The organism is Kineosporia corallincola (genome assembly GCF_018499875.1).
Classification (GTDB): domain Bacteria; phylum Actinomycetota; class Actinomycetes; order Actinomycetales; family Kineosporiaceae; genus Kineosporia; species Kineosporia corallincola.
Genome location: NZ_JAHBAY010000004.1, coordinates 1 through 20,949 on the forward strand (window position 1 = coordinate 1; position 20,949 = coordinate 20,949).

The 20,949-nt window shown below is 72.8% G+C and carries 21 protein-coding genes, 1 tRNA gene and 1 riboswitch; of the genes, 9 read left to right on the forward strand and 13 right to left on the reverse strand.

Features of this window, described 5'->3' with window-relative positions; genetic code table 11:
* Positions 1-100: 100 nt before the first annotated feature.
* From KIH74_RS10165 to KIH74_RS10175, 3 genes are all read right to left on the reverse strand, one after another.
* On the reverse strand, positions 101-409 hold the full coding sequence (locus KIH74_RS10165; RefSeq protein ID WP_214155592.1) for a winged helix-turn-helix domain-containing protein: 309 nt from the start codon (positions 407-409) through the stop codon (positions 101-103).
* A 37-nt stretch (positions 410-446) separates the two neighbouring features.
* The gene (locus KIH74_RS10170; protein WP_214155593.1) at positions 447-926 is read right to left on the reverse strand and encodes a hypothetical protein; all 480 of its coding nucleotides are present in this window, start codon (positions 924-926) and stop codon (positions 447-449) included.
* Between the two features lie 61 nt (positions 927-987).
* Positions 988-1,827, reverse strand: coding sequence for a class I SAM-dependent methyltransferase (locus KIH74_RS10175; RefSeq protein ID WP_214155594.1), 840 nt, complete (start codon positions 1,825-1,827; stop codon positions 988-990).
* Between the two features lie 47 nt (positions 1,828-1,874).
* Here KIH74_RS10175 and KIH74_RS10180 point away from each other — a divergent pair, with 47 nt between their 5' ends.
* The gene (locus tag KIH74_RS10180; RefSeq protein ID WP_214155595.1) at positions 1,875-2,453 is read left to right on the forward strand and encodes a helix-turn-helix domain-containing protein; all 579 of its coding nucleotides are present in this window, start codon (positions 1,875-1,877) and stop codon (positions 2,451-2,453) included.
* On the opposite strand, the gene KIH74_RS10185 is transcribed toward KIH74_RS10180, so the two are convergent.
* The 7 genes from KIH74_RS10185 to clpS form a co-directional block, all read right to left on the reverse strand.
* On the reverse strand, positions 2,450-2,683 hold the full coding sequence (locus KIH74_RS10185; protein ID WP_214155596.1) for a three-helix bundle dimerization domain-containing protein: 234 nt from the start codon (positions 2,681-2,683) through the stop codon (positions 2,450-2,452). The two genes, KIH74_RS10180 and KIH74_RS10185, sit on opposite strands and share 4 nt — an antisense overlap.
* Positions 2,684-2,884: 201 nt before the next feature.
* Positions 2,885-3,583, reverse strand: a complete 699-nt coding sequence (locus KIH74_RS10190) for an alpha/beta fold hydrolase (RefSeq protein ID WP_214155597.1) — start codon at positions 3,581-3,583, stop codon at positions 2,885-2,887.
* 44 nt (positions 3,584-3,627) lie between these two features.
* Positions 3,628-4,509 (reverse strand): hypothetical protein, encoded by an 882-nt coding sequence (locus tag KIH74_RS10195; protein WP_214155598.1) that lies wholly within the window; start codon positions 4,507-4,509, stop codon positions 3,628-3,630.
* Complete coding sequence (locus KIH74_RS10200; RefSeq protein ID WP_214155599.1) at positions 4,506-5,114, reverse strand: isochorismatase family protein; 609 nt, start codon at positions 5,112-5,114, stop codon at positions 4,506-4,508. Before KIH74_RS10200 ends, KIH74_RS10195 begins: the two co-directional genes overlap by 4 nt.
* Positions 5,111-6,421, reverse strand: coding sequence for a nicotinate phosphoribosyltransferase (locus tag KIH74_RS10205; protein ID WP_214155600.1), 1,311 nt, complete (start codon positions 6,419-6,421; stop codon positions 5,111-5,113). The genes KIH74_RS10200 and KIH74_RS10205 overlap by 4 nt, the downstream gene beginning before the upstream one ends.
* Positions 6,422-6,530: 109 nt before the next feature.
* The gene (locus tag KIH74_RS10210) at positions 6,531-7,115 is read right to left on the reverse strand and encodes a DUF2017 domain-containing protein (RefSeq protein WP_214155601.1); all 585 of its coding nucleotides are present in this window, start codon (positions 7,113-7,115) and stop codon (positions 6,531-6,533) included.
* On the reverse strand, positions 7,115-7,405 hold the full coding sequence (clpS, locus tag KIH74_RS36140) for an ATP-dependent Clp protease adapter ClpS (protein WP_214155602.1): 291 nt from the start codon (positions 7,403-7,405) through the stop codon (positions 7,115-7,117). Before clpS ends, KIH74_RS10210 begins: the two co-directional genes overlap by 1 nt.
* Positions 7,406-7,549: 144 nt before the next feature.
* On the opposite strand from clpS, the gene KIH74_RS10220 reads away from it, so the two are divergent.
* The 3 genes from KIH74_RS10220 to rdgB are packed head-to-tail and all read left to right on the forward strand — an operon-like array spanning position 7,550 to position 9,717.
* Positions 7,550-8,344: an MBL fold metallo-hydrolase gene (locus KIH74_RS10220; protein ID WP_214155603.1), complete on the forward strand. Its 795-nt coding sequence runs from the start codon at positions 7,550-7,552 to the stop codon at positions 8,342-8,344.
* Between the two features lie 30 nt (positions 8,345-8,374).
* Positions 8,375-9,118, forward strand: a complete 744-nt coding sequence (gene rph, locus KIH74_RS10225; protein ID WP_214155604.1) for a ribonuclease PH — start codon at positions 8,375-8,377, stop codon at positions 9,116-9,118.
* Entirely contained in the window at positions 9,115-9,717 is a 603-nt protein-coding gene (gene rdgB / locus KIH74_RS10230; protein WP_214155605.1) for an RdgB/HAM1 family non-canonical purine NTP pyrophosphatase, read from the forward strand. Before rph ends, rdgB begins: the two co-directional genes overlap by 4 nt.
* 58 nt (positions 9,718-9,775) lie before the next feature.
* Here the strand turns inward: rdgB and KIH74_RS38485 are convergent, their stop codons facing one another.
* Positions 9,776-11,677: an alpha/beta-hydrolase family protein gene (locus KIH74_RS38485; protein ID WP_214155606.1), complete on the reverse strand. Its 1,902-nt coding sequence runs from the start codon at positions 11,675-11,677 to the stop codon at positions 9,776-9,778.
* A 177-nt stretch (positions 11,678-11,854) separates the two neighbouring features.
* Here KIH74_RS38485 and KIH74_RS10240 point away from each other — a divergent pair, with 177 nt between their 5' ends.
* The 4 genes from KIH74_RS10240 to KIH74_RS10255 all read left to right on the forward strand — a co-directional run bounded on the left by KIH74_RS10240 (position 11,855) and on the right by KIH74_RS10255 (position 17,715).
* Positions 11,855-13,078 carry a sensor histidine kinase gene (locus KIH74_RS10240; protein WP_214155607.1) on the forward strand — a complete coding sequence of 408 codons (1,224 nt, stop codon included), beginning with the start codon at positions 11,855-11,857 and terminating at the stop codon, positions 13,076-13,078.
* On the forward strand, positions 13,075-13,737 hold the full coding sequence (locus KIH74_RS10245) for a response regulator (RefSeq protein ID WP_214155608.1): 663 nt from the start codon (positions 13,075-13,077) through the stop codon (positions 13,735-13,737). Before KIH74_RS10240 ends, KIH74_RS10245 begins: the two co-directional genes overlap by 4 nt.
* A gap of 41 nt (positions 13,738-13,778) precedes the next feature.
* Entirely contained in the window at positions 13,779-15,311 is a 1,533-nt protein-coding gene (locus KIH74_RS10250; protein ID WP_214155609.1) for a molybdopterin-dependent oxidoreductase, read from the forward strand.
* A gap of 106 nt (positions 15,312-15,417) precedes the next feature.
* Complete coding sequence (locus tag KIH74_RS10255) at positions 15,418-17,715, forward strand: putative bifunctional diguanylate cyclase/phosphodiesterase (protein ID WP_214155610.1); 2,298 nt, start codon at positions 15,418-15,420, stop codon at positions 17,713-17,715.
* A 23-nt stretch (positions 17,716-17,738) separates the two neighbouring features.
* Here KIH74_RS10255 and KIH74_RS10260 read toward each other — a convergent pair whose 3' ends face one another.
* Positions 17,739-19,241 carry an aminotransferase class V-fold PLP-dependent enzyme gene (locus KIH74_RS10260; protein WP_214155611.1) on the reverse strand — a complete coding sequence of 501 codons (1,503 nt, stop codon included), beginning with the start codon at positions 19,239-19,241 and terminating at the stop codon, positions 17,739-17,741.
* A gap of 38 nt (positions 19,242-19,279) precedes the next feature.
* Positions 19,280-19,395: riboswitch (SAM riboswitch) on the reverse strand.
* A 182-nt stretch (positions 19,396-19,577) separates the two neighbouring features.
* Positions 19,578-19,659 (reverse strand) — tRNA-Leu (locus tag KIH74_RS10265).
* Positions 19,660-19,812: 153 nt separating this feature from the next.
* Here KIH74_RS10265 and KIH74_RS10270 point away from each other — a divergent pair.
* Positions 19,813-20,922 carry a hypothetical protein gene (locus KIH74_RS10270; protein WP_214155612.1) on the forward strand — a complete coding sequence of 370 codons (1,110 nt, stop codon included), beginning with the start codon at positions 19,813-19,815 and terminating at the stop codon, positions 20,920-20,922.
* The last annotated feature ends 27 nt before the right edge of the window (positions 20,923-20,949 follow it).

The following is a 20,949-nucleotide window of genomic DNA, read 5'->3' on the forward strand; positions in this document are numbered from 1 at the left end:
GCAGTGGATGCCGCCGGTCAACACCACCGAATCGCGTTCCGGAATGCCACCTCTGACATGGGTGCGCCCCACGGCGGAGGTCCGACGGTGGGCAGCCGGGTCAGCCGGCGTCCGGGGTTCCCTCGGGGTCGTAGGTGTCGCCGAATTGCTGTGCGGAACGCGCGATCTCGTTCAGGTAGGCGATGTGCTGGGTGAGGGCGGCCCGGCCGGCCGGGCCGAGCCGGAGCCAGGTGCGCGGGCGCTTGCCGACGTAGCCTTTGTGCACCTCGACGTAGCCGGCCTTCGTCAGGTGGGACGCCTGCTTCGACAGGGCCGAGTCGCTGAGGCCCAGGGAGTCGCGCACGAACGCGAACTCCGCCCAGCGGGTGGCGGCCAGCAACGAGACGATGGCGAAGCGGGTCGGGTCCATCAGCGCCGGCTCGAGACCCGCTGCGGGAAGCGCGGGATCAGCCAAGGCTGACCTCGCTGTTGAAGAGCCGCCGCACCGCCGGCCACAGGCTGCCGATCACCACCGCGCCCCCGGTCCAGGCGATCGTGCCGCTCGCCGCCACGTCGAGCGTGTTCTGCACGACGAGCACCCCCACGATCACGGCCAGCACGACCAGGATGCCAAGCACCCGCAGGGCGTTCTTGCGGGGTGACGCCGGTCCCCAGCCGCCCTGGTTGCCCGGCGCCACCCGGAACCCCAGGTGCGACCCGATCCAGCGGTTCTGCGCGGCGAGGGTGATCAGCCAGGGCAGCAGGAAGATCCAGCTGACCCAGGTGTCGTCACCCCAAATATCCTGCACCACACCGCAGACCACCATCAGGCCGCACATCAGGAACCAGACCCAGGCCGGGTAGGCTGCACCTTGCAGGGCCCGCTGGCGTTCCTCGTTCTCCCGCAGCATGCGCACGGCCTGCTGCGGCGTCGGGTGGTTGGTCACGGCCCCTCCTGGTCAACGGCGAACTACTTGCCTGCCAGGAAAGTACCTACACACTTTCTCTTCAGGCAAGTACTTGCCCGGAAGCGATCCAGGCCCGGCGGCTGCTGCGGACGACCAGGTCGGTGCGGTTCTCCAGGCGGTGGGGGCCGGTCTCGGCGAGGAGGGCGTCGAGGGTCGTTCTGTCGTCGTCCGACAATTGGGCGCCCAGACCCTGACGGAGGCGGCTCAGGGTGACCCGGGCATACCGGGTGGCCACGGCGGAGAGCGGGGCCGGGACGTCGATCCCGAACGTGCGCTCCTCGTGCACCGTGAAGCCGCTCTCGGCCAGCCGCGCGCCCCAGTCGGAATTGACCGTGGGGTGCTGGCTTTCGCGCATCCGGTCGGCGAGCGCGTTGCAGCGTTCCTCCAGACCCGGTGTGCCGAGGCCGAAGTCGTCGGGCAGGAAGCGCGGGAAGGTCTCGAACTCGATCATCGCGAACAGCCCGCCCGGTGTCAGGCCGGTCCGGATGTCGGCGAGAACCCGCTCGGGGTGGGCCATGTGGTGCATCGAGGCGGAGGCCCAGGTGAGGTCGGCGGGCTCGGTGTCCAGGTGGCCGGTGTCCAGGTCGGCCTGCCGGGTGGTGACCCGATGGTCCACCCCGTGGTGTTTCGCCCGGTGTGTCAGATGCGCCAGCATGTCGGCCGAGGCGTCCACGGCCGTCACCTCGGCGTCACCGAAACGTCCCAGCAGGGCGAAGGTTCCGGTGCCGGTTCCGGCCCCGAGGTCGACGATGTGGTGGACGGGGTGGTCGCCGAGGTGCCCGGCGATCCAGCCGGTGACGGCGGACAGGTGGTCGGCCAGCACCTCGCCGTCCAGGTCGAGGAGCTCGGTCGAGTAGGAGCCGTGCTGATGGTCTGCCATGACCAAGACCCTACGAGAGCTTGCGGCCCAGGCATACCATCTTGCGTATGAAGCAAGAAGATGAGGTCGACCGTCTGGTGCGCGCCCGCATCCGGGGGCTGCGGCTGGCGATGGGCTGGTCGCTCGACGAGCTGGCGGGCCGCTGCTACCTCAGTCCGTCCACCCTGAGCCGGATCGAGACCGGCCACCGGCGCATCGGTCTCGATCAGCTCACCGCGATCGCCAGGGCCCTCGGGGCGAGCCTGGACGTGCTGGTGGAGGCGGCGGGGGACGACGACGTGGTGATCCGGCCGTACCACGACGAGGACCGCGGGCGGACGTACTGGACGCTGAACCGGCAGGACGGTCCCCAGGGCATGACGGTGGCCCGGATCCGGATGACCCGCCCGGCGCCGCGCGGCGCCGACGCGCAGAAGGTGCATCCAGGCCGGGACTGGTTCACGGTGCTGTCCGGAACGGTCGAGCTGCTGCTGGGGGAGCGGACCGTCATCGTGGAGTCGGGACAGGCGGCGTCGTTCTCGACCATGGTTCCGCACGCCTTCGGCGCGGTCGACGGGCCCGCCGAGCTACTGGCCATCCTCGATCACGACGGGCAGCGCACCCATCTGGACGTGGAGGGGAGTTAGCGGGCCGGGATCAGGGCCGGGTCGCGCAGGTCGAGTGCCTGGATCCGGTCCAGCTCGTGCAGCGTGGCCTCGACCCCGCGGCGCACGAGAATCGGCACGTAGGTGGTGATCCGGGCATCGGCGTAGCGGGCGCTCTCGCGCTGCACCCATCGCTTGATGGTGGCCGGCGCAAAAAGTGGGAACCTGGCGGACAGCTCGGCCACAAGGGCCTCGATCTCCGGCTCTGGCATGAGCTCGATCACTTTCTCGACGGCGCGGCGACACGGCAGCGTTGCCGCGCATTCACCCAGTTCTAACACGCGAACTCGGGCCCCTGACAAGGTCCCTGCCAGGTTCAGGGGTAGGTCACATCGAGGCGTGACCAGATCGTTGCGTGGCGCTGTCGTGACAACCGGATTTCAGGCGTGGAAACACGCCCGTGCCTCAGCGGCTCAGGAGAGGCGGCGGACCGCCTCGGCGACGGCCGGGTGCGTCAGCAGGCCCTCGTGGGTCGTGTCGAGGCGCTCCCAGGTCATCCGGGGCAGCACCGCCCGCCCGGCCTCCACCGCCGCGTCGGTGAGGAACTCCGCGGCGTCCGGCCCGGTGCCGTGCGCGGCGGCGATCAGGTGCACGGGCATCGTCAGGCCGGCCAGCAGCCCCAGCCGGGTGGGCAGGGTCAGGCAGTTCACCGCGTCGCGCGGCGCCCGGAACGACAACCGCCCCCGGGCCTGAAGCGTGGCCACGGTGAACAGGGTGCGCACCACCAGGGGCCGGGTGGCGAGCGACGCCTCCGGGGTGGGCCCGCCGTCGAGCAGCAGCACGCCGCGCACGGTGTGCCCGGTATCGGCCAGGCGCCGCACCACCAGAGGGGCCAGGAAAGCGCCCATCGAGTGCCCGGCCACCACCGTGTCGCCCCAGTCCGAGCGGGCCGCCAGATCGAGGACGACGTCGGCCAGTCCCGGCATGCCCGGGCGGGCCGGCACGTCGCGGGACCCGCCCCGGCCCGGCAGGTCGGGGGCCACGAAACGGCGCCCGGCCAGCCGGGACTCGAGGTCGCGCCAGACCTCGGCGGTGCTGCTCATGCCGTGCAGGGCCAGAACGGCCGGACCGGCGCCGGGCCGGTCACGCACCACCAGATCGCGGCTGCTCATGGCCTCACGCTAGAGGGACGGGAGGCGCTGCGGCGGGAACCGGCTCAGGCGGCGTCCGGCTCGATCAGTCCCTCGGCCTCCAGGGCCGTCACGATCTCGCGGATCGACGGCGGCACCACCGAGGGCAGGAACGCCCGGGCGGTGGCGGCGTCGGCCTCGCTCATCCGGCGCACCGCGGCGGCCAGCGGCTCGACGTCGGTCTCGGCCAGGATCGCGGCCATCTCCGGGGCCTCGGCCCCGTTCAGCGCGGCCCGGGTGGCGCACAGCACGTTGAGCAGGCCGTATCCGTCGGCGTCGGTGACCAGGCCGCTGACGCCCGCGGTCACCGCGTAGGGCAGATCCCGGTCGATCAGCGCGCGCATGCTGCCCGCGCCCACCTCCGGCGAACCGGTCAGGTGCAGCGCGACGCTCTCCGCGCCGTCGGCGGCGAGCACGTCGAACGCCGGCTCCCAGCCCGGTTCACCCGGCACCACGAACCAGGCCGGAACGGTGAAGTCGAGCGAGTCCAGCATGATGCGGGCACGCTCGGCTACCGGACCGGCGTCGGCCCCGGCGAACGGCAGCTCCACCCCGGTCAGCTCGACGCGATGGTTGTCGAGCAGCTGGAAGCGGGCCCGGCGCAGGTTCTCCAGCATCGCCATGTCGTCGCCGTCCGGCGACGGCGAGGCGACCAGCAGCACCGGCAGGCCGGCGTCGGAGGTGTGCAGCGCGTAGATGACCTGCTCGGTGGCCGGGACCGGCACGCGCAACGCGCCCACCAGGTCGCCGTACCAGGCGCGGCGGTGGTCGCGGTGCACGGTCAGCGCCTCTTCGGCGGAACCGGTGACGATGTCAGCGAGCAGTCCGTCGAGCAGGGGCTCGACCACCGGGCCGGTGCCCGGGTGGTCGCTGCCCGGCAGGCCGGGGAGGCCGGAGACTTCAGTCATGACTCCAACTTAGGGGACGACACCTGCCCGACGAGCTCCGCCCCGGCCGCGTCCAGCTGCTCCAGCGCCGCCCGCGTGGTCTGCTCCGACACCCCGGCGGTGAGGTGCAGCAGCACCCGCGTGCCGAAGCCCTCCGCCACAGCGTCCAGGGCGGTGGCGCGCACGCAGTGGTCGGTGGCGATGCCGACCACGTCGACCGCGGTGATCCCGCGCTCGCGCAGCCACTCGGCCAGCGAGGCGTCGCCGTCGGCGGCGTGCCCCTCGAAACCCGAGTAGGCGGCGGCGTGTTCGCCCTTGTGGAACCAGGTCTGCACCAGCGAGACGTCCAGCGCCGGGTGGGAGGCCGAGCCGGCCGTGCCGACCTCGCAGTGCCGGGGCCAGGTGTCCACGTAGTCCGGGGTGTCGCTGAAGTGCGTGCCCGGGTCGATGTGCCAGTCGCGGGTTCCGGCCACCGCCGCGTAGCTCTGCCCCGCGGCCGAGCGGAGATACGCCGTCACCCCCTCGGCCACCGCGGTGCCGCCGGCCACGGCCAGCGAACCGCCCTCGCAGAAGTCGTTCTGCACATCGACGACGATCAGGGCGGTGCGTCGAGCGTCCGTGCTCATCGGGCGTCCTCCTGGGCGAATCGGGTCGGGACGGCGGCCTCGCCGCGGGACAGCTGCCGGGCGGTCACCGGCAGCTCGGCCCGGGAGAGCTCGTGCAGGGCGCGGGCCCCCTCCACCGTCGGGGTCTCGACGATCTCCCCGTCGGTGACGAAAACCCGCTGGAGCGAACGGTACTCGTCACCCTCGGGGGCGGGTGCGGAACCGGTGCCGATCAGCTCCAGATCGGCCACGCCGTGCGCGTCGCGCCGGCGCACGGCCCACTTGCGGCCCCCGACACTCTCTTTCGAGGTGCTCTTCTTGGCCACCGGAACCATCTGGCCGCCCCGGCCCTCACGGGCCACCAGCTTGTACACCATGCCGGCGGTGGGAGCACCGGATCCGGTGACGAGTTGTGTTCCCACGCCGTAGGAATCGACCGGGGCCGCGGCCAGCGCGGCGATCGCGAACTCGTCCAGGTCGCTGGTCACCACGATCCGGGTGTTCCGCGCGCCCAGCCGGTCCAGCTGCGCCCGCACGGCGTGCGCCTGCACCACCAGGTCGCCCGAGTCCAGGCGCACCGCACCGAGTTCCGTGCCGCCGGCCTTGATCGCGTTCTCCACGCCGGTGGTCACGTCGTAGGTGTCCACCAGCAGCGTGGTGCCGGAGCCGAGCGTGGCCACCTGCGCGGCGAAGGCCTCCAGTTCGCTGTCGTGCAGCAGGGTGAAGGCGTGCGCCGCGGTGCCGATGGTCGGGATGCCGTAGCGGGCACCGGCGGCCAGCACGCTGCTGCCGGCGAAACCGGCGATGTAGGCGGCCCGGGCCGCGGCCACGCCCGCCTCCTCGTGGGTGCGCCGGGCGCCCATCTCCAGGCAGGGCCGGCCGTCGGCGGCGGCCGTCATCCGGCTGGCGGCGGCGGCGATGGCGCTGTCGTGGTTGAGCACCGAGAGCACGAACGTCTCCAGCAGCACCGCCTCGGCGAAGCTGCCCTCCACGGTCAGCACCGGCGAGCCCGGCAGATAGCACTCGCCCTCGCCGTAGCCGGTGATGTCGCCGCTGAACCGGTAGTCGGCCAGCCAGCGCAGCGTGTCCGCGCCGACCACCTGACGACGTTCCAGATCGGCCAGTTCCGCGTCGCCGAAACGGAAGCCGGCCAGCTGCTCGAGCAGGCGGCCGGTGCCGGCCAGCACCCCGTAGCGGCGGCCGTCGGGCAGCCGCCGGGCGAACACCTCGAACACGCACCGCCGCTGCGCCGCACCGCTCGCCAGTGCGGCCTCGACCATGGTCAGCTCGTACTGGTCGGTGAGCATGCTGGGCTTGAGATCGATCATCGGACGCTCATTTCGTCAATCTGACGCTTTGGAATGACAGGACCCTAGGCCTGCCGCCTCCTTATCGTCAAGACGACGAAAGTAGGTTCTCGCGTCGTCCACCGGCGGTTCAGCGCTTCTTCGAGACCGCCGTGACCAGGTGCTCCTGCCAGGCCGTGAGCACCTCGTAGATGGACGCCGTGGCCAGCCAGGACTCCGCCTCGTCGCCCGCCCACAGCCGCTGGTGCAGTGACTCGGCGTCGTCGTCGGTCTTCAGTTCCAGCCGCTCGCCGAGCACCAGCCGGACGTCGGTGAACGCCTTGAGCAGCGACAGCGCCTCGGCCTGGTCGAGCACCACCGGCGCCGGGCGGTTCAGCGCCGTGGCCGCGGTGCGGGCCCCGGCACGCTTGCGCTCGCGCAGCCCGAACTCGGTCAGCCGGCGGTACTCGGACGCCGCCTCCGGGTCGTCGCGGTTGCCGTCGGGCAGCAGCCGGGCCAGTGCCGGGTCGTCCGGCCGGGCGGGCGGCGCGCCGTCGGTGGTGCCGCGCATGCCGACCAGCGCCTCCAGCGGATCCACCTGGTCGGGTGAGCGGCCGTCGTCGAGCAGCTCGTCGAGCTGGCCGAGCAGGTGCACGAGGATCTCGCGCTCCTGGTCGTCCAGATTCACCTGGACGCCCGCGCGGGTGGAGCGGAAGGGAGCCTTGCTGAAAGCCATCAGTCGTCCTTGCGGAAGGTTGCCCACAGGCCGAACTCGTGCATGGCCTCGGTATCGCGTTCCATCTCCTCGCGGCTGCCGTTCGACACCACCGCGCGCCCCTTCTCGTGCACGTCGCGCATCAGCTTCTCGGCCTTGCCGTGCGAGTAGCCGAAGTAGGACTGGAAGACGTATGTCACGTAAGACATGGTGTTCACGGGGTCGTTCCAGACGAGCGTGATCCACGGGACGTCGGCGGACGGACTCTCGACCGTGTCCGGCTGCTCGAGTTCCACGGGGGCGATCGACACCGGGCAAGTCTACTGACCATCGCCGGGCGCGCCCGAAGAGGCGGGCGTCACGCGCCGTTGCGATGGGAAACCCCGCAGGTCCACCGTAGGCTCGATGTTCATGACCGGTGTCGACGGCGCGCTGAGAATGACGGGAGGGCCGCGATGAGGCTCACGATCATCGGGTGTTCGGGCTCGTTCCCCGGGCCGCACTCGCCCGCCTCCAGCTATCTGCTCGAGACGGAGCAGGACGGGCGCACCTGGCGCATCGTCGTCGATCTCGGCAGCGGTGCCCTCGGCTCCCTGCAACGTTTCGCCGACCTGGGCACGCTCGACGCGGTGCTGATCTCGCACCTGCATCCCGACCACTTCATGGACCTGTGCGGGCTCTACGTGGCCCGGCACTACGACCCGGCCGGTGCCGCCTCGACGCCGCTGCCGGTCTACGGTCCGGCCGGCACGGCCGAGCGGGTGCTCGCCGCCTACGGCCCCGACGCCGTCGGTGACCTGCCGTCGGTGTTCGACGTGCGGCCGTTCACCGACGGCGGTGTGTTCCGGATCGGCCCGTTCACCGTCACCAGCCGCTCGGTCAACCACCCGGTGCCGGCGTTCGGTGTGCGGGTCGAGCACGACGGCGTGGCCATCGCCTACTCCGGCGACACCGACTCCTGCGCGAACCTGGTCGAACTGGCCCGGGGGGCAGACCTGTTCCTCTCCGAGGCCTCGTTCGTCGAGGGCCGCGACGACGCCCGCGGGGTGCACCTCACCGGCCGTCGCGCCGGGGAGGCCGCCACCGAGGCCGACGCCCGCCGTCTCGTGCTCACCCACGTCCCGGTCTGGACCGACCCCGACACCGTGGTGGCCGAGGCCCGGCGCTCGTACCTGGGTCCGGTCGAGGCGGCGAAGGTGGGCGCGTCGTACCTGCTGGAGAAGGCCCACGCGGGTCAGGGGTCCAATTGAGGACGACGACGAGCCCGTAGGCTCGTCGTCATGTCAACGACCACCACCGGCGTCCGCGTCGACGGCCGCGCGGACAACCAGCTGCGCGACATCAAGATCACCCGGAACTGGCTCGACCACGCCGAGGGCAGTGTCCTGGTGGAATTCGGCAAGACCCGGGTGCTGTGCGCCGCCTCGTTCACCGAGGGGGTGCCGCGCTGGCGCAAGGGCAGCGGGCAGGGCTGGGTCACCGCCGAGTACGCCATGCTGCCGCGAGCCACGAACACCCGCGGTGACCGGGAATCGGTCAAGGGCAAGATCGGCGGCCGCACCCACGAGATCTCCCGGCTGATCGGGCGCAGCCTGCGCGCGGTGATCGACACCCGGGAGCTCGGCGAGAACACCATCGTGCTGGACTGCGACGTGCTCCAGGCCGACGGCGGCACCCGCACCGCCGCGATCACCGGCGCCTACGTGGCCCTGGCCGACGCCGTCGAGTTCGCCCGCGGCAAGCGGCTGCTGCGCTCCGGCAACGCCAAGCCGCTGCGGGACTCGGTGGCCGCGGTCAGCGTCGGCATCGTCGGCGGCCGCCCGGTACTGGATCTCTGCTACGAGGAGGACGTCACCGCCGGCACCGACATGAACATCGTCTGCACCGGCGACGGCCGCTTCGTCGAGGTGCAGGGCACCGCCGAGGGCACGCCGTTCGACCGGGACGAGCTGAACTCCCTGCTCGACCTGGGCGCGGCCGGGTGCGCCGAGCTGACGCTGCTCCAGCAGGCGGCCCTGGCGTGACCCAGCTGGTTCTGGCCACCCACAACGCGGGCAAGGTCGTCGAGCTGCGGCAGATCCTGGGCGAGGCGGGGGTCGAGGCCGAGCTGCTCGGCATGGACTCCTTCCCCGACGTGGCCGACGTGGTCGAGACCGGCGTGACGTTCGCCGAGAACGCCCTGCTGAAGGCGCACGCGGTGGCCCGGGCCACCGGGCTGCCGGCGATCGCCGACGACTCCGGCCTGGCCGTGGACGTGCTCGGCGGCTCGCCCGGCGTGTTCAGCGCCCGCTGGTCCGGCCGGCACGGTGACGACCTGGCCAACCTGAACCTGCTGCTCGCCCAGCTCGGCGACGTGCCGGACGGGCACCGTCAGGCGCACTTCGCCTGTGCCGCCGCCCTGGCGCTGCCGGACGGCACGGAGAAGGTCTGGCACGGCCGGATGCCCGGCACCCTGCTGCGGGAACCGCGCGGCGGCAACGGTTTCGGCTACGACCCGATCCTGCTGCCGGACGGCGTAACCCGGTCCGCCGCCGAGCTGAGTGCGCAGGAGAAGAACGCGATCAGTCACCGTGGCCAGGCGTTCCGGCTGCTGGCGGCCGAGCTGCCGGCCTTCCTGCGCTGAGCCGCCTCTCCGTGGTCGTGCGCGAGAATCCTTCGGACAGGGGATGATTCGCGCACGGTCACGAGGGGGAGCACGAGTGCAGCCGGAGCAGTTCGCACCAGGCGGTGGCGGTCTCCCGGCCGTAGCGGTGGCCGTGTCCGGCCGGGGCGTTCTCGGCCGCGATCACGTCCGCCGTGATCCGCAGGAACGCCACCGGTGAGGGCCTGAGGGTCCAGTCCGGCACCGGGTCGTCGGGGTGGTTGAACGTGGCCCGGCCCGGTCCGGTGACCGAGAGTCCCCGGGGCACACCGGTGAGCAGGGCTGCGTCGACGTCGTCGGTGGCCGGGCCGGCCGGGCCGGTCAGGCTGGGCAGGGCGCCCCAGGCGCCCAGGCTCTCGCCGTAGACCAGCAGGTCGGGCCGGTGCTGCGGGGGCAGCCGGTCGATCCGCTCCCGCGCGGCGTGGATCAGGGCCGCGGCGCTCTCGCGCACCCCGTCACCGCCCCGCAGGTAGGCCAGCCAGCTGGGGGTGGCCGAGTACTGCACGGCCACGGTGGTCAGGTCGCCGTCGTAGAGCTGCTCCAGGGTGCCGACCACCCGGCCGTTCACCCATCCCGACCCGGTCGGCACCACGATCAGCACGGCCGCCGACCCCAGGCCACCGGCCCGCTCGGTCTCGGCCACCGCGAGATCGGCCCGGGCGGAGGCGTTTCGGGCCTCGTCGCGGGTCACGTAGACGCGGTGCGGGGCCACGGCGGGCCGGCCGGTGACCGCGCCGATCTGCGCTGCGGACCGCGCCCCGGCGAGGAACTCGGCCCGCTTGGTCGCCAGGGCCCCGGCACCGGCCGGAACCGGGCGGGCCGAGGCCAGGGCCCACACCAGCACCGGCAGTGAGGCCGTGAGAATCAGCCTGCGCCGCGGGATCCGGCGCGACATCCGGTGCAGACCGACGGCCAGCAGCGCGATCGAGGTGGCCAGCAACACCGCGCCGCCGACCGCGGCGAAGGCCTGCCAGGCCGGGGGAGCGGGCTCGCCGAGCCGGCCGGTGAGCAGGGTGCCGCGGTGCTGGGTGCGCAGCACGGTCAGGGCGAGAACCGCCGGTGCCAGGGCGATCGGGGCCCGGGCGATCGGCGCCCGGGCGGGCCGCGGTGGCGCCGGCCGTACCCGGCTCAGCAGGCGCCCGGCCGCAACCGCCGCGCCGTGGCCGAGCAGCAGGGTGAGTGCCCCCACGGCGATGTCGACCGGCAGTGGGTGGGGCAGCATGCGCGGTGGCAGAACCAGGGCCAGCAGACCGGTCGCGGACACCGTGGGCCAGTGCGTGAGTGGGTTCACCGGCCTCCGTCGTGGGTCACGAGATCGGGCGAACTTCCAGCGTGTTCGGGCGAACTTCCAGTGTGACCCGGAATGCCGCCCCTGGGCGAGCAGTAGACCGGCACCCACCAGCACCCCGGCGAGCACCGGGCCGGCCAGCGCCACAGGGCTCTCCGGGGCAGGCACGCCCTGGCCCTGCCGCCAGGAGTTGAGACGCACCGCGCCGGAGTAGAGCCCGGCCGTCGCCCGGCAGCCCGGCCCGTCGCAGCCCGCCCGCATCTGCCGGGCGAACTCCGCGTCGATCGCCCGGCGCGCCCACGGCCCCAGCGGCTGACCCTGCGTCTGGGCGAACCGCAGCAGGTCGTAGCCCAGGTCGTGCTCCCGGCAGGCGTCCGAGAACCCGTACGGCGAGCCACCGATCGGCGAGGTGCAACCGCCGTGCGGGGCCACCGCCCGCAGGTCGCCGGACGGCAGCCGCACCACCTCCGGCCGGTAGCTGCGGACCGTCTCGAACCCGCTGGGCAGTACCACCTCGCCACCGTTCACCAGGGCACGTACCGCGGCCTCGGCCGCGGGGTGCCCGGGGCTTTCGTCGTCCACCGTCGAGCCCCAGCCGCCGACGCCGAAAACCACCAGCACACCGGCAAGAACAGCAAGTACACGCCCGATCACCGATCCCCCAGACCCTCCGCCGCCGGACGGTCCGGCAGCGGGGCAGGCCGGGAAGGTAGGAAGCGGACGGGGGCCGGATCGTCGTGCCTGGGAGCCAGATCGCACCCCCTACCGCAGAGGGAGGAAGTAGCTCCGCAGAGGGACGACGGGCCGGCCGTGCCCGCCTAGGGTCGGGGTATGCGCCTGAACCCGTTCCCCCCGCTCGCCCGGGGCCTCGCGGCGCTCACCGATCCGCTGCTGGACCGGCTGGTGGACTCCGGCAGGCGCCCGGCCCGGCGATGGCAGCTGCGTCTGGTGCTGCTGGTGACGGTGGCGCTGTACTGGATCGCCTTCGGCACCGCCCAGCTCACCTACGACACCCGGGTGGCGGGCACCGGGCCGATGTTCTTCGTCGCCCTGGTGATCGCCCTGCCGTTCGCCTTCGTGCTGACCCGGCCGATGCCCGCGCTGCTGTTCAGCGTGGCCTCGGCGTTCGTGCTCGCCCTGGTGCTGCCGCAGGAGCAGCGCGCGGTCTGGCCCTGGGAGGTGGTGCAGGGGCTGATCGTGTTCGTGCTGCTGTTCGCCACCGGCGTCACCCGCACCGTGCGTGAGGGCGCCGTGGCCTGGCTGCTCACCTCGGCGCTGTTCTGGTGGGGACTGCCGCCGGGTGAGCGCGGTGGCTGGGCCGTGGGACTGGGCGCCATCCTGCTGATCGGCGTGCTGACCGGCCGGCTGCTGCGCACCCGGCAGGACCTGCGCCGGCAGACCGAGGTCAGCGAGGTGGAGCGGGACCGGCGCATCGTGCTGGAGGAACGCGCCCGGCTGGCCCGCGATCTGCACGACATCGTGGCCCACCACATGTCCCTGGTGGTGGTGCAGGCCGAGACCGCCCCCTACCGGGTGCCGGAGATCGGCGACGCCGCCCGGGACGAGCTGTTGTCGATCTCCGGCACCGCCCGCTCGGCGCTGGCCGAGACCCGCGCGCTGCTGGCGGTGCTGCGCCAGGAGAACGTGGAGGCCGAGGACGCCCCGCAACCCGGCCTGCACCGGCTCGGCGAGCTGATCGAGACCACCCGCCGGGCCGGGGTACGGCTCGACGTCGACATCTCCGGTGATCTCGACGGACTGCGAGAAGGCCGGTCCCTGGCCGGTTTCCGGATCGCCCAGGAGGCCCTGGCCAACGCCGCCCGGCACGCCCCCGGCACACCGGTGCGCCTTCGGGCGCGGGGCGACGGGCGCGGGGTGGAGCTCACGGTGGTCAGTCTCAGCGGGCCGGGCGGCGCCCCGGCCGAGCCCGGGCACGGGATCGTCGGGATGCGGGAACGCGCGGTGGCGGCGGGCGGGAGGATCGAGGTGGGGCCGACGGCCGAGGGTTTCGCCGTGCACCTGGTCCTGCCCGCCGACGCGGAAGGACAGGCATGACGAGGGTCGTGGTCGTGGACGACCAGGCGATGGTGCGTGAGGGGTTCTCCGCGCTGCTCGCCGCCCAGCCCGATCTGGACGTGGTCGGCGCGGCCGCCGACGGGCTGGAGGCGGTGCACGTGACCCGCACGATGGAGCCCGACGTGGTGCTGATGGACGTGCGCATGCCGAACCTCAACGGCATCGAGGCCACCCGGCGGATCATGGACCTGCCCGGCTCCCGGCATCCCCGGGTGCTCATCCTGACCACGTTCGACCTCGACGACTACGTGTTCGAGGCGCTGCGGGCCGGGGCCAGCGGGTTCCTGCTGAAGGACGCGCGCAGCGCCGACCTGGTGCAGGCCGTGCGGGTGGTGGCCTCCGGCGAGGGACTGCTCGCGCCGACCGTGACCCGGCGGCTGATCGAGCAGTTCGCCCGGCGCCCCGCCGCCGACACCCGCCCGGCACAGAACCTGCGGGCCCTGACACCCCGGGAGACCGAGGTGCTCACCCTGATCGCCGCCGGGCTGTCGAACGGCGAGATCGCCACCGCGCTGGTACTCGGCGAGCAGACCGTGAAGACGCACGTCGGCCGGATCCTGGGCAAGCTGGCCCTGCGTGACCGGGCACAGGCCGTGGTGCTGGCCTACGAGAGCGGGCTGGTGCGGCCGGGCGGCTGACAGGTGTCTTTCACAGCGGCACAGGGCATGCTCGACGCACGATGAGAACCCGTCTGCTCGCCCCCTGCGCCGGTCTGGTCTCCGGTGTCTTCGCCCTCGGCCTGGCCGAGGTGATCGCCGGTGTGGTGTCACCGGCCTCCGCGCCGGTGATCGCGCTCGGCGACGTGGTGGTGGCCAACGTGCCGCCGTGGCTGAAGGACTTCGCGATCAGCGCCTTCGGCACCCACGACAAGCAGGTGCTGCTCGGCACCGCCTACCTGATCGCCGCCGCGCTCTCCGCGCTCGCCGGCGTCCTCACGGTGCGCGGCCGGGGCGCCGGGATCTGGTTGGTCCTCGGGCTGGGCACGCTGGCCGCGCTGGCCGCCGCCACCCGCCCGGAGGCCAGCCTGCTGTCCGCCCTGCCGAGTCTGCTGGGCGCGGCGGCCGGCATGTTCGTGCTGACCCACCTCGCGCGGGCGATCCGCGAGCACGCCGCCGCCGCGCCGCGGACCGTGGCCGGGGAACTGGCCGGGCGCCGGGCGGTGCTCGGGCTCGGCGCCGTCCTCGCGCTCGGGGTGGCCGCCGGGGGCCTCGGCAACTGGCTGGGAGCCCGCCTGCGCGGGGCGCAGTCGTCGCGCGAGGCGCTCACCTTGCCGACGCCCGCCGATCCGGCCCCGGCACTGCCCTCCGGTGTGGAGGTCGGGGTGGACGGGATGGAGCCGTTCCTCACCCCGAACGCCGACTTCTACCGGATCGACACGGCTCTCAGCGTGCCGCTGCTGACGGCCGAGGACTGGTCGCTGCGCATCCACGGCCTGGTGGACCGCGAGGTCACGCTGACCTGGGACCAGCTGGTCGCCGGTGACCTGGTGGAGCGCGACCTCACGCTGATGTGCGTGTCCAACGAGGTGGGCGGCGACCTGACCAGTACCGCCCGCTGGATCGGGCTGCCGGTCAAGCCGCTGCTGGAGCGGGCCGGGGTGGGCGCCGACGCCGACATGGTGCTGTCGAAGAGCTCGGACGGCTGGACGGCGTCGACACCGCTGGAGACCCTGACCGACGGCCGGGACGCGATCCTGGCGATCGGGATGAACGGCGAGCCGCTGCCGCTGGAGCACGGGTTCCCGGTGCGGATGGTGGTGCCCGGCCTGTACGGGTACGTGTCCGCCACCAAGTGGGTGGTCGACCTCGAGGTCACCCGTTTCGACCGGGCGCAGGGTTACTGGACGCCGAGGGGCTGGTCGGAACGCGGCCCGGTGAAGACCGGTTCGCGCATCGACGTGCCGGCGAACGGCGAAACGGTGGACGGCGGAAAGACCGTGCTGGCGGGTGTCGCCTGGGCCGAGCACCGGGGCATCGGCAAGGTCGAGGTGCGGATCGGCGAGGGCGCCTGGCAGGAGGCGACGCTCGGCACGGAAGACACCGTGGACACCTGGCGGCAGTGGTACCTGCCGTGGTCCGGCGCCCCGGCCGGGCGGCACACCGTGCAGGTCAGGGCGACGGACGGGGACGGCGCGGTGCAGACCGCCGACGTCGCCCCACCGGCCCCGGACGGAGCTACCGGCTGGCACACGATCCAGGTGACCGTTGGCTGATTGCACCCAAACGGGCACTCCCCGTGCCCGCCTTGGCTAGAGTTCCTTCATTGAGAAACCGTCACGCTTCCTTCACACGCCCCGGTGGGCCGCCGATGCAATCCGCATGCAGCAGGTGGCGGCGGGCCACCCGGGCGCGGGCCGTCCGGGCGACCGGAGTGGCGACGCCACGGGGCACCCTGCGCTGATCCCGCTGCTCGTGGCCGGTGCCCTCGGTGCGCTCGGCTGCGTGCTGCTCGGCCTGCTCGCACCGGATTCCCTCACCGACGAGTTCGGGCTGTGGAGCTCGGGTCTCAGCGCCGTCGCCTCCGGCGGACTGGTCGCGGCCCTGAGCAGCGGCCGGGTGCCGGGCCGGCCGTACGAGACGTTCCGCCTGCTGCTCGGCTGCGCGGTGCTGCTGTGGGGCGCCGGTGAGGTGGTGCTGGCCCTCGATCTGCTCGACGGCGTGCTCGCCTACCCCGCACCCGGCGACGCGATCTCCGCCCTCGGCGCGCCGATCGGCGTGATCGCGCTGATCCGGGCACCCCGCAGCTCCAGCTCGGACTGGCCCGGCGTCCGCCTCGGCCTCGACGCCCTGATGCTGGCCTGCGGCATCACCCTGCTGTTCTGGCGCACACTGCTGGTCGGGCCCGGCGACGCGATCACCTCGGCCACCGTGATCAACGGTGCGATCTGCTTCGGCGACTGTGCGATCTTCGGCATCGTGCTGCTGGTCTGCCTGCGCGACACCGGCTGCCGCCTGTGGCCCGCCGTGCCCGGGGTGGCCTGCCACGCACTGGCCGACCTGACCGGGATGTTCCTGCCGATGGACGAGGACGGGGTGCGGCTCCTGCACTGGGAGTCGATGGCCCTGTGGACGCTGGCCTGGCCGCTGATCGCGCTCGGCCTGATCCGCTACCGCCGTTCCAACCCGACCGCCGACTCGGACAGCACCCGCGACCGGCAGGAGGTGGTGGCCGCGCAGGTCACCGTGGTCCTGACCGCCCTCACCGTGCTGGCCGCCATGGTGCTCGGCCGGACCAGCGGCACCGACGCCCGGGCCCGCGGCGGGCTGGCACTGTTCGCCGTGCTCGGCTGCCTGATCCTGGTGCGCGAGCTGATCAGCGCCTACCTGCGGCAACGGCTCACCGAGCGGCTGCGCGCCCAGGCCTTCCGCGACGCGCTGACCGGCCTGCCCAACCGCCGTGCGCTGATCGACCGGATGGCCGAGCTGCACCACAGCCCCCGCCCCTGGGCCGTGCTCACCCTCGATCTGGACCGGTTCAAGGAGATCAACGAGCTGCTCGGCCAGGGCGGGGGAGACCGGCTGCTGGTGGCCGCCGCCCACGCGCTGCGCGAGTTCGCCACGGCCGACGTGCTGGTGGCGCGGATCGGGGCGGACGAGTTCGCCGTGCTCACCCCGGGCGGTCTGGCCGACGGCGCGGCGCTCGCCGAACGGCTGCGGTCCGCCGTGGGTGCGGCCCTGGAACGGGAGACGCCGGGCAGCCGGATGTCGGCCAGCGTCGGGGTGGGCCGTCTCGACCTGGCCGAGTCGGCGGCGGCCCTGGCCGCGGCCAAGGAGGCGGGCCGCGCCTGCGTCGAGGTGTACACCGGCCCGGTGGCGGCCATGCGGGAACGTCGTCTGCGGCTGGAGCACCGGCTGCGCCTGGCCATCACCAACGGGTCGGTGCGCACCGTGGGCCAGCCGATCGTCGACCTGGCCACCGGGCGGCTCACCGGGTTCGAGTCACTGGCCCGCTGGACCGACGAGGAACTCGGCCCGATCTCGCCGGAGGAGTTCATCCCAGTGGCGGAGCAGACCGGGATGGTGGTGGCGCTCGGCGAGCAGCTGCTCAGCGAGACACTGACCGAGGCGTCGCGGGCCGGGGTGTTCGCCGCCGGGCTGAGCGTCGCGGTCAACGCTTCGCCGATCCAGCTGCGGGTGCCCGGTTTCGTCGAGCTGATGCGGCATCACCTGGTGCGGCTGGCGGTGCCGCCCGGCCTGGTGGTGGTCGAGATCACCGAGGCGATCCTGGTGGACGAGGACGACCCGGCGATGGCGGCCCTGGCCGAGCTGCGGGCGCTGGGTGTGGAGCTGGCCATCGACGACTTCGGCACCGGCTACTCGGCCCTGGGCTACCTGCGGCGGCTGCCGGTGCAGGTACTGAAGATCGACAAGTCGCTGACCCAGAGCCTGGGCACCGAGCCGAAGACCCTGGCCATCGTGGACGGGGTGGTCCGGATGTCGCACCGGCTGGGGATCCGGGTGGTGATGGAGGGGATCGAGGTGGAGCACGAGGCCGGGCTGTGCCGGTCCGTGGGCGCCGACCGCGGTCAGGGCTGGCTGTACGGCCGGCCCACACCGTGGAGCCAGATCACCGCCGTCCCGGATCACGCGGTGCCGCCCGGGGGCGGCACCGCGTGATCAGCGGTGACCGAGAAGCCTGATCAGAAGCCGCATTCGGAGCCGGTGTCGACCGGGTTGGTGGCGCCCCAGGTGGACCAGGACGGTGCCGGGCGGTCGTCGTTCGCGGGCGTCCAGGCGCCGTCGATCTGCGTGTACTCGATCTTCTCGCCCTCGGTGACCAGGGTGCGCACGGCGTGGACCAGGCGCTCCACGTCGTCGCTGCGCGAGCCCAGGCCGAGGCTGGCGCGCAGGGCGCCGCCGGTGACGTCGAGACGGGCCAGCAGCGGGTGGGCGCAGAACTTGCCGTCGCGCACGCCGACGCCGTGCTCGGCCGACAGGTACACGGCGACCCGGGCGGCCTCGTGGCCCTCCACGGTGAAGCCGACCACGCCGACCCGGTCGGCGCTGTCCGACCAGACCCGCAGCACGCGCACGCCCGGGATCTGCTCCAGACCCTCGAGAAGCCGCGCCGACAGGGCGGCCTCGTGCTCCTCGACCGCGCCCTCGGGCAGCTCGTCGATCGCCCGACAGGCCGCGGCCAGCGCCGCGGCGCCGATCACGTTCGGGGTGCCGCCCTCGTGCCGCGCCACGCCGGTGGTCCAGACGGCCTGGCCGTCGGTGCCGACCGAGCGCACCGCGCCGCCGCCCTTCTGGTGCGGCTGCGCGGCGTCGAGCCAGTCGGACCGGCCGATCAGCACGCCGGAACCGAACGGCGCGTAGAGCTTGTGGCCGGAGAAGGCCAGGTAGTCCACGTCGAGCGCGGTGATGTCGACCCGGCGGTGGGGCACCAGCTGGGCGCCGTCCACCACGACGCGCGCGCCGTGGGCGTGGGCGATCCGGGCGATCTCGCCGACCGGCAGGATCTCGCCGGTCACGTTGCTGCACCCGGTGACGGCGACCAGCGCGGCCGGGCGCTCGGCGAGCGTGGCCTCCAGCGCGGCGACGGTCTCGGCGATCGTGCCCGCGGTCGGGATCAGCCGGTGCCGGCGGCTGGTCCAGGGCAGCAGGTTGGCGTGGTGCTCGACGTCCAGCACCACCACCTCGCCGTCGTCCGGCACGGCGCCGGCCAGCAGGTTCAGGGCGTCGGTGGTGTTGCGGGTGAACACGGTCAGGTCGCCGGGCCGGGCGCCGACGAACTTCGCCACGGTCTGCCGCGCGCTCTCGTACAGCGCCGTGCTGACCTGGGACGCGTAACCGGCGCCGCGGTGCACGCTGGCGTAGTAGGGCAGCACCTCGGTGACGTGGTCGGCCACGGCCTGGAGGGCGGGGGCGCTGGCGGCGTAGTCCAGGTTGACGGCGCGGGCGGTGCGGCCGCCGCCGGCCAGCGGGGCGGCCAGGTTGCCGCCGACCACCGGCAGCAGCGGGCCGATCGGCAGCCGGGCGGGGGTCAGGGCCGGGGCGCTGCCGGTGGTGTTGCTGTCGGCGGGGGCGCTGGCGCGGGCCACCTCGGGCGAGGCGAAGGTGGAGATGCCGCTGGCCGGGGTGGCCACACCCTGGTGGGCCTGGCGGTAGCGGCTGTGACGGAACGACGGCGAAGCAGACATGACGGAGCTCTCCTCGGGTCTGGGACCCGACGTGCACGGGTCCGCGCTTGCAGCGGGCCGGGATCGGCCGCCGCCAGGTCTTCACCCGGAGCACCCCACCGCGGAGGAGGGTTGCCGGCCAGCGAGCCGGGGCTTGGCGCTGGCACTCATGACCTGCCGTCCACGTTAGGTGAGGTTTTGAAAACGCTCAAGAGGTGACTCACCCGGTCTCGCACTCCGAGACGGGTGTCGTGAGCCTAGCCAAAGGGGTTGTCAAAGGGGCGCTTTGGGACGGCCCAACGTCGTCCATGATTTGCCCTGTGGTGCACGTCACGAAGGGCAAACGGGACGGAACGGTGCGCGAGGGGGGATTCGAACCCCCACGCCCGAAGGCACAGGAACCTAAATCCTGCGTGGCTGCCAGTTACACCACTCGCGCGCTGGGGCTCAGCCTAGGGGGTCGCCGACCCGCCCCGCACCGGTGGTGGCACGCCGGTGGCACATCAGTGGCACATCAGTGGCACATCGGTGACACGCCCTCTGTGGTGTACCGGCGCTGTGGGGGCGCCGGTGGACGATCCGAGGAGAACACATGTCATTGCCCCGAACCACCGGAAGATCGTGGTGGAGGCGTTCGGCCCTGGTGGTGGCCCTGGTCGTGACGGCCGGGCTGACCGCGCAGGGAGCCCAGGCGGCGGCCCCGCGGGCGAGCGGGAGCCGGGTCGCGGCGCTGCCGGAGTCGTCGTACATCCACATCTCGTTCGTCGGCGCGAACCGGCAGCTGCGGGTGCTGGCCGCGGGCGAGAGCCAGATGCCCGGCTTCACCGTGGCGGAGAACAGTCGCACCGCCACGTTCCGGCTGAAGAATCTCCAGCGCAGCGACACGGCGTTCGTCAACGCCGCCGACAACCGGATCTGGGTGCACCGGTCGAACGGCGTCGACCGTCAGGTGGCCCCCGGCTACCCGGTGCAGCCGGGAACCAGCCCGTCGATCACGTCGTACGACGACCTGAACCCGATCATCGCCTTCCAGGACGCCCGCACGCACGACCTGATCTGGGTGGACGGGAGCGGGGTGCCGCACGACACCGGTTTCGAGATGATGCCCGGGGCCAGCCCCTCGATCACCCGCAACGGGCTGAACATCGTGATCGTGTTCCAGCGCTCGGCCGACGAACTGTTGTGGCGCTACGAGTTCCAGGGCACCGACCCGTCGAGGGACTTTCTCACCTACGCCGGCATCGCCGGGCTCGGCATCCAGCCCGGAACCAACCCGTCGGCCAGCGGGTACGCCTTCTCGCCGGCCCAGATCGCCTTCAACGGCGGCAATGTCGAGCCGCACCTGTGGTGGATCGGGACCGACAACATCGGCCACGACAGCGGCATCCCGATCGAGCGGGACAGCAGCCCGGCGATGGTCACCACGTCGAGGAACGAGCACTGGATCGCCTTCAAGCGGGCGACCGACCACGCGCTCTGGGGGCTGAACACCGACACCGGCCAGCTGCGGTACATCGGCAACGGCCTCGGCGTGGCGCCCGGCACCAGCCCGGCGGCTGCCGCACCGCTCGGACTGGGCACGTTCTACACGGCTTTCCAGGCCGCCGGGGTGAACACGCTCTGGACGGTGGACGGTTCGAACACCAATCACGATCTGGGCATCAACATGATGCCCGGCACCAGCCCGAGCATCGCGGGCTGAGGAAGAGGGGACGACGATGGCGAGAAA

Excerpts from the sequence above, each read along its gene's own strand:
- KIH74_RS10165 (WP_214155592.1), bottom strand. The coding sequence starts at position 409 with ATGGACCCGACCCGCTTCGCCATCGTCTCGTTGCTGGCCGCCACCCGC.
- KIH74_RS10175 (WP_214155594.1), bottom strand. The coding sequence starts at position 1,827 with ATGGCAGACCATCAGCACGGCTCCTACTCGACCGAGCTCCTCGACCTG.
- KIH74_RS10180 (WP_214155595.1), top strand. The coding sequence starts at position 1,875 with ATGAAGCAAGAAGATGAGGTCGACCGTCTGGTGCGCGCCCGCATCCGG.
- KIH74_RS10185 (WP_214155596.1), bottom strand. The coding sequence starts at position 2,683 with ATGCCAGAGCCGGAGATCGAGGCCCTTGTGGCCGAGCTGTCCGCCAGG.
- KIH74_RS10190 (WP_214155597.1), bottom strand. The coding sequence starts at position 3,583 with ATGAGCAGCCGCGATCTGGTGGTGCGTGACCGGCCCGGCGCCGGTCCG.
- KIH74_RS10195 (WP_214155598.1), bottom strand. The coding sequence starts at position 4,509 with ATGACTGAAGTCTCCGGCCTCCCCGGCCTGCCGGGCAGCGACCACCCG.
- KIH74_RS10200 (WP_214155599.1), bottom strand. The coding sequence starts at position 5,114 with ATGAGCACGGACGCTCGACGCACCGCCCTGATCGTCGTCGATGTGCAG.
- KIH74_RS10205 (WP_214155600.1), bottom strand. The coding sequence starts at position 6,421 with ATGATCGATCTCAAGCCCAGCATGCTCACCGACCAGTACGAGCTGACC.
- KIH74_RS10210 (WP_214155601.1), bottom strand. The coding sequence starts at position 7,115 with ATGGCTTTCAGCAAGGCTCCCTTCCGCTCCACCCGCGCGGGCGTCCAG.
- KIH74_RS10220 (WP_214155603.1), top strand. The coding sequence starts at position 7,550 with ATGAGGCTCACGATCATCGGGTGTTCGGGCTCGTTCCCCGGGCCGCAC.
- rph (WP_214155604.1), top strand. The coding sequence starts at position 8,375 with ATGTCAACGACCACCACCGGCGTCCGCGTCGACGGCCGCGCGGACAAC.
- KIH74_RS10240 (WP_214155607.1), top strand. The coding sequence starts at position 11,855 with ATGCGCCTGAACCCGTTCCCCCCGCTCGCCCGGGGCCTCGCGGCGCTC.
- KIH74_RS10245 (WP_214155608.1), top strand. The coding sequence starts at position 13,075 with ATGACGAGGGTCGTGGTCGTGGACGACCAGGCGATGGTGCGTGAGGGG.
- KIH74_RS10250 (WP_214155609.1), top strand. The coding sequence starts at position 13,779 with ATGAGAACCCGTCTGCTCGCCCCCTGCGCCGGTCTGGTCTCCGGTGTC.
- KIH74_RS10255 (WP_214155610.1), top strand. The coding sequence starts at position 15,418 with ATGCAGCAGGTGGCGGCGGGCCACCCGGGCGCGGGCCGTCCGGGCGAC.
- KIH74_RS10260 (WP_214155611.1), bottom strand. The coding sequence starts at position 19,241 with ATGTCTGCTTCGCCGTCGTTCCGTCACAGCCGCTACCGCCAGGCCCAC.
- KIH74_RS10270 (WP_214155612.1), top strand. The coding sequence starts at position 19,813 with ATGTCATTGCCCCGAACCACCGGAAGATCGTGGTGGAGGCGTTCGGCC.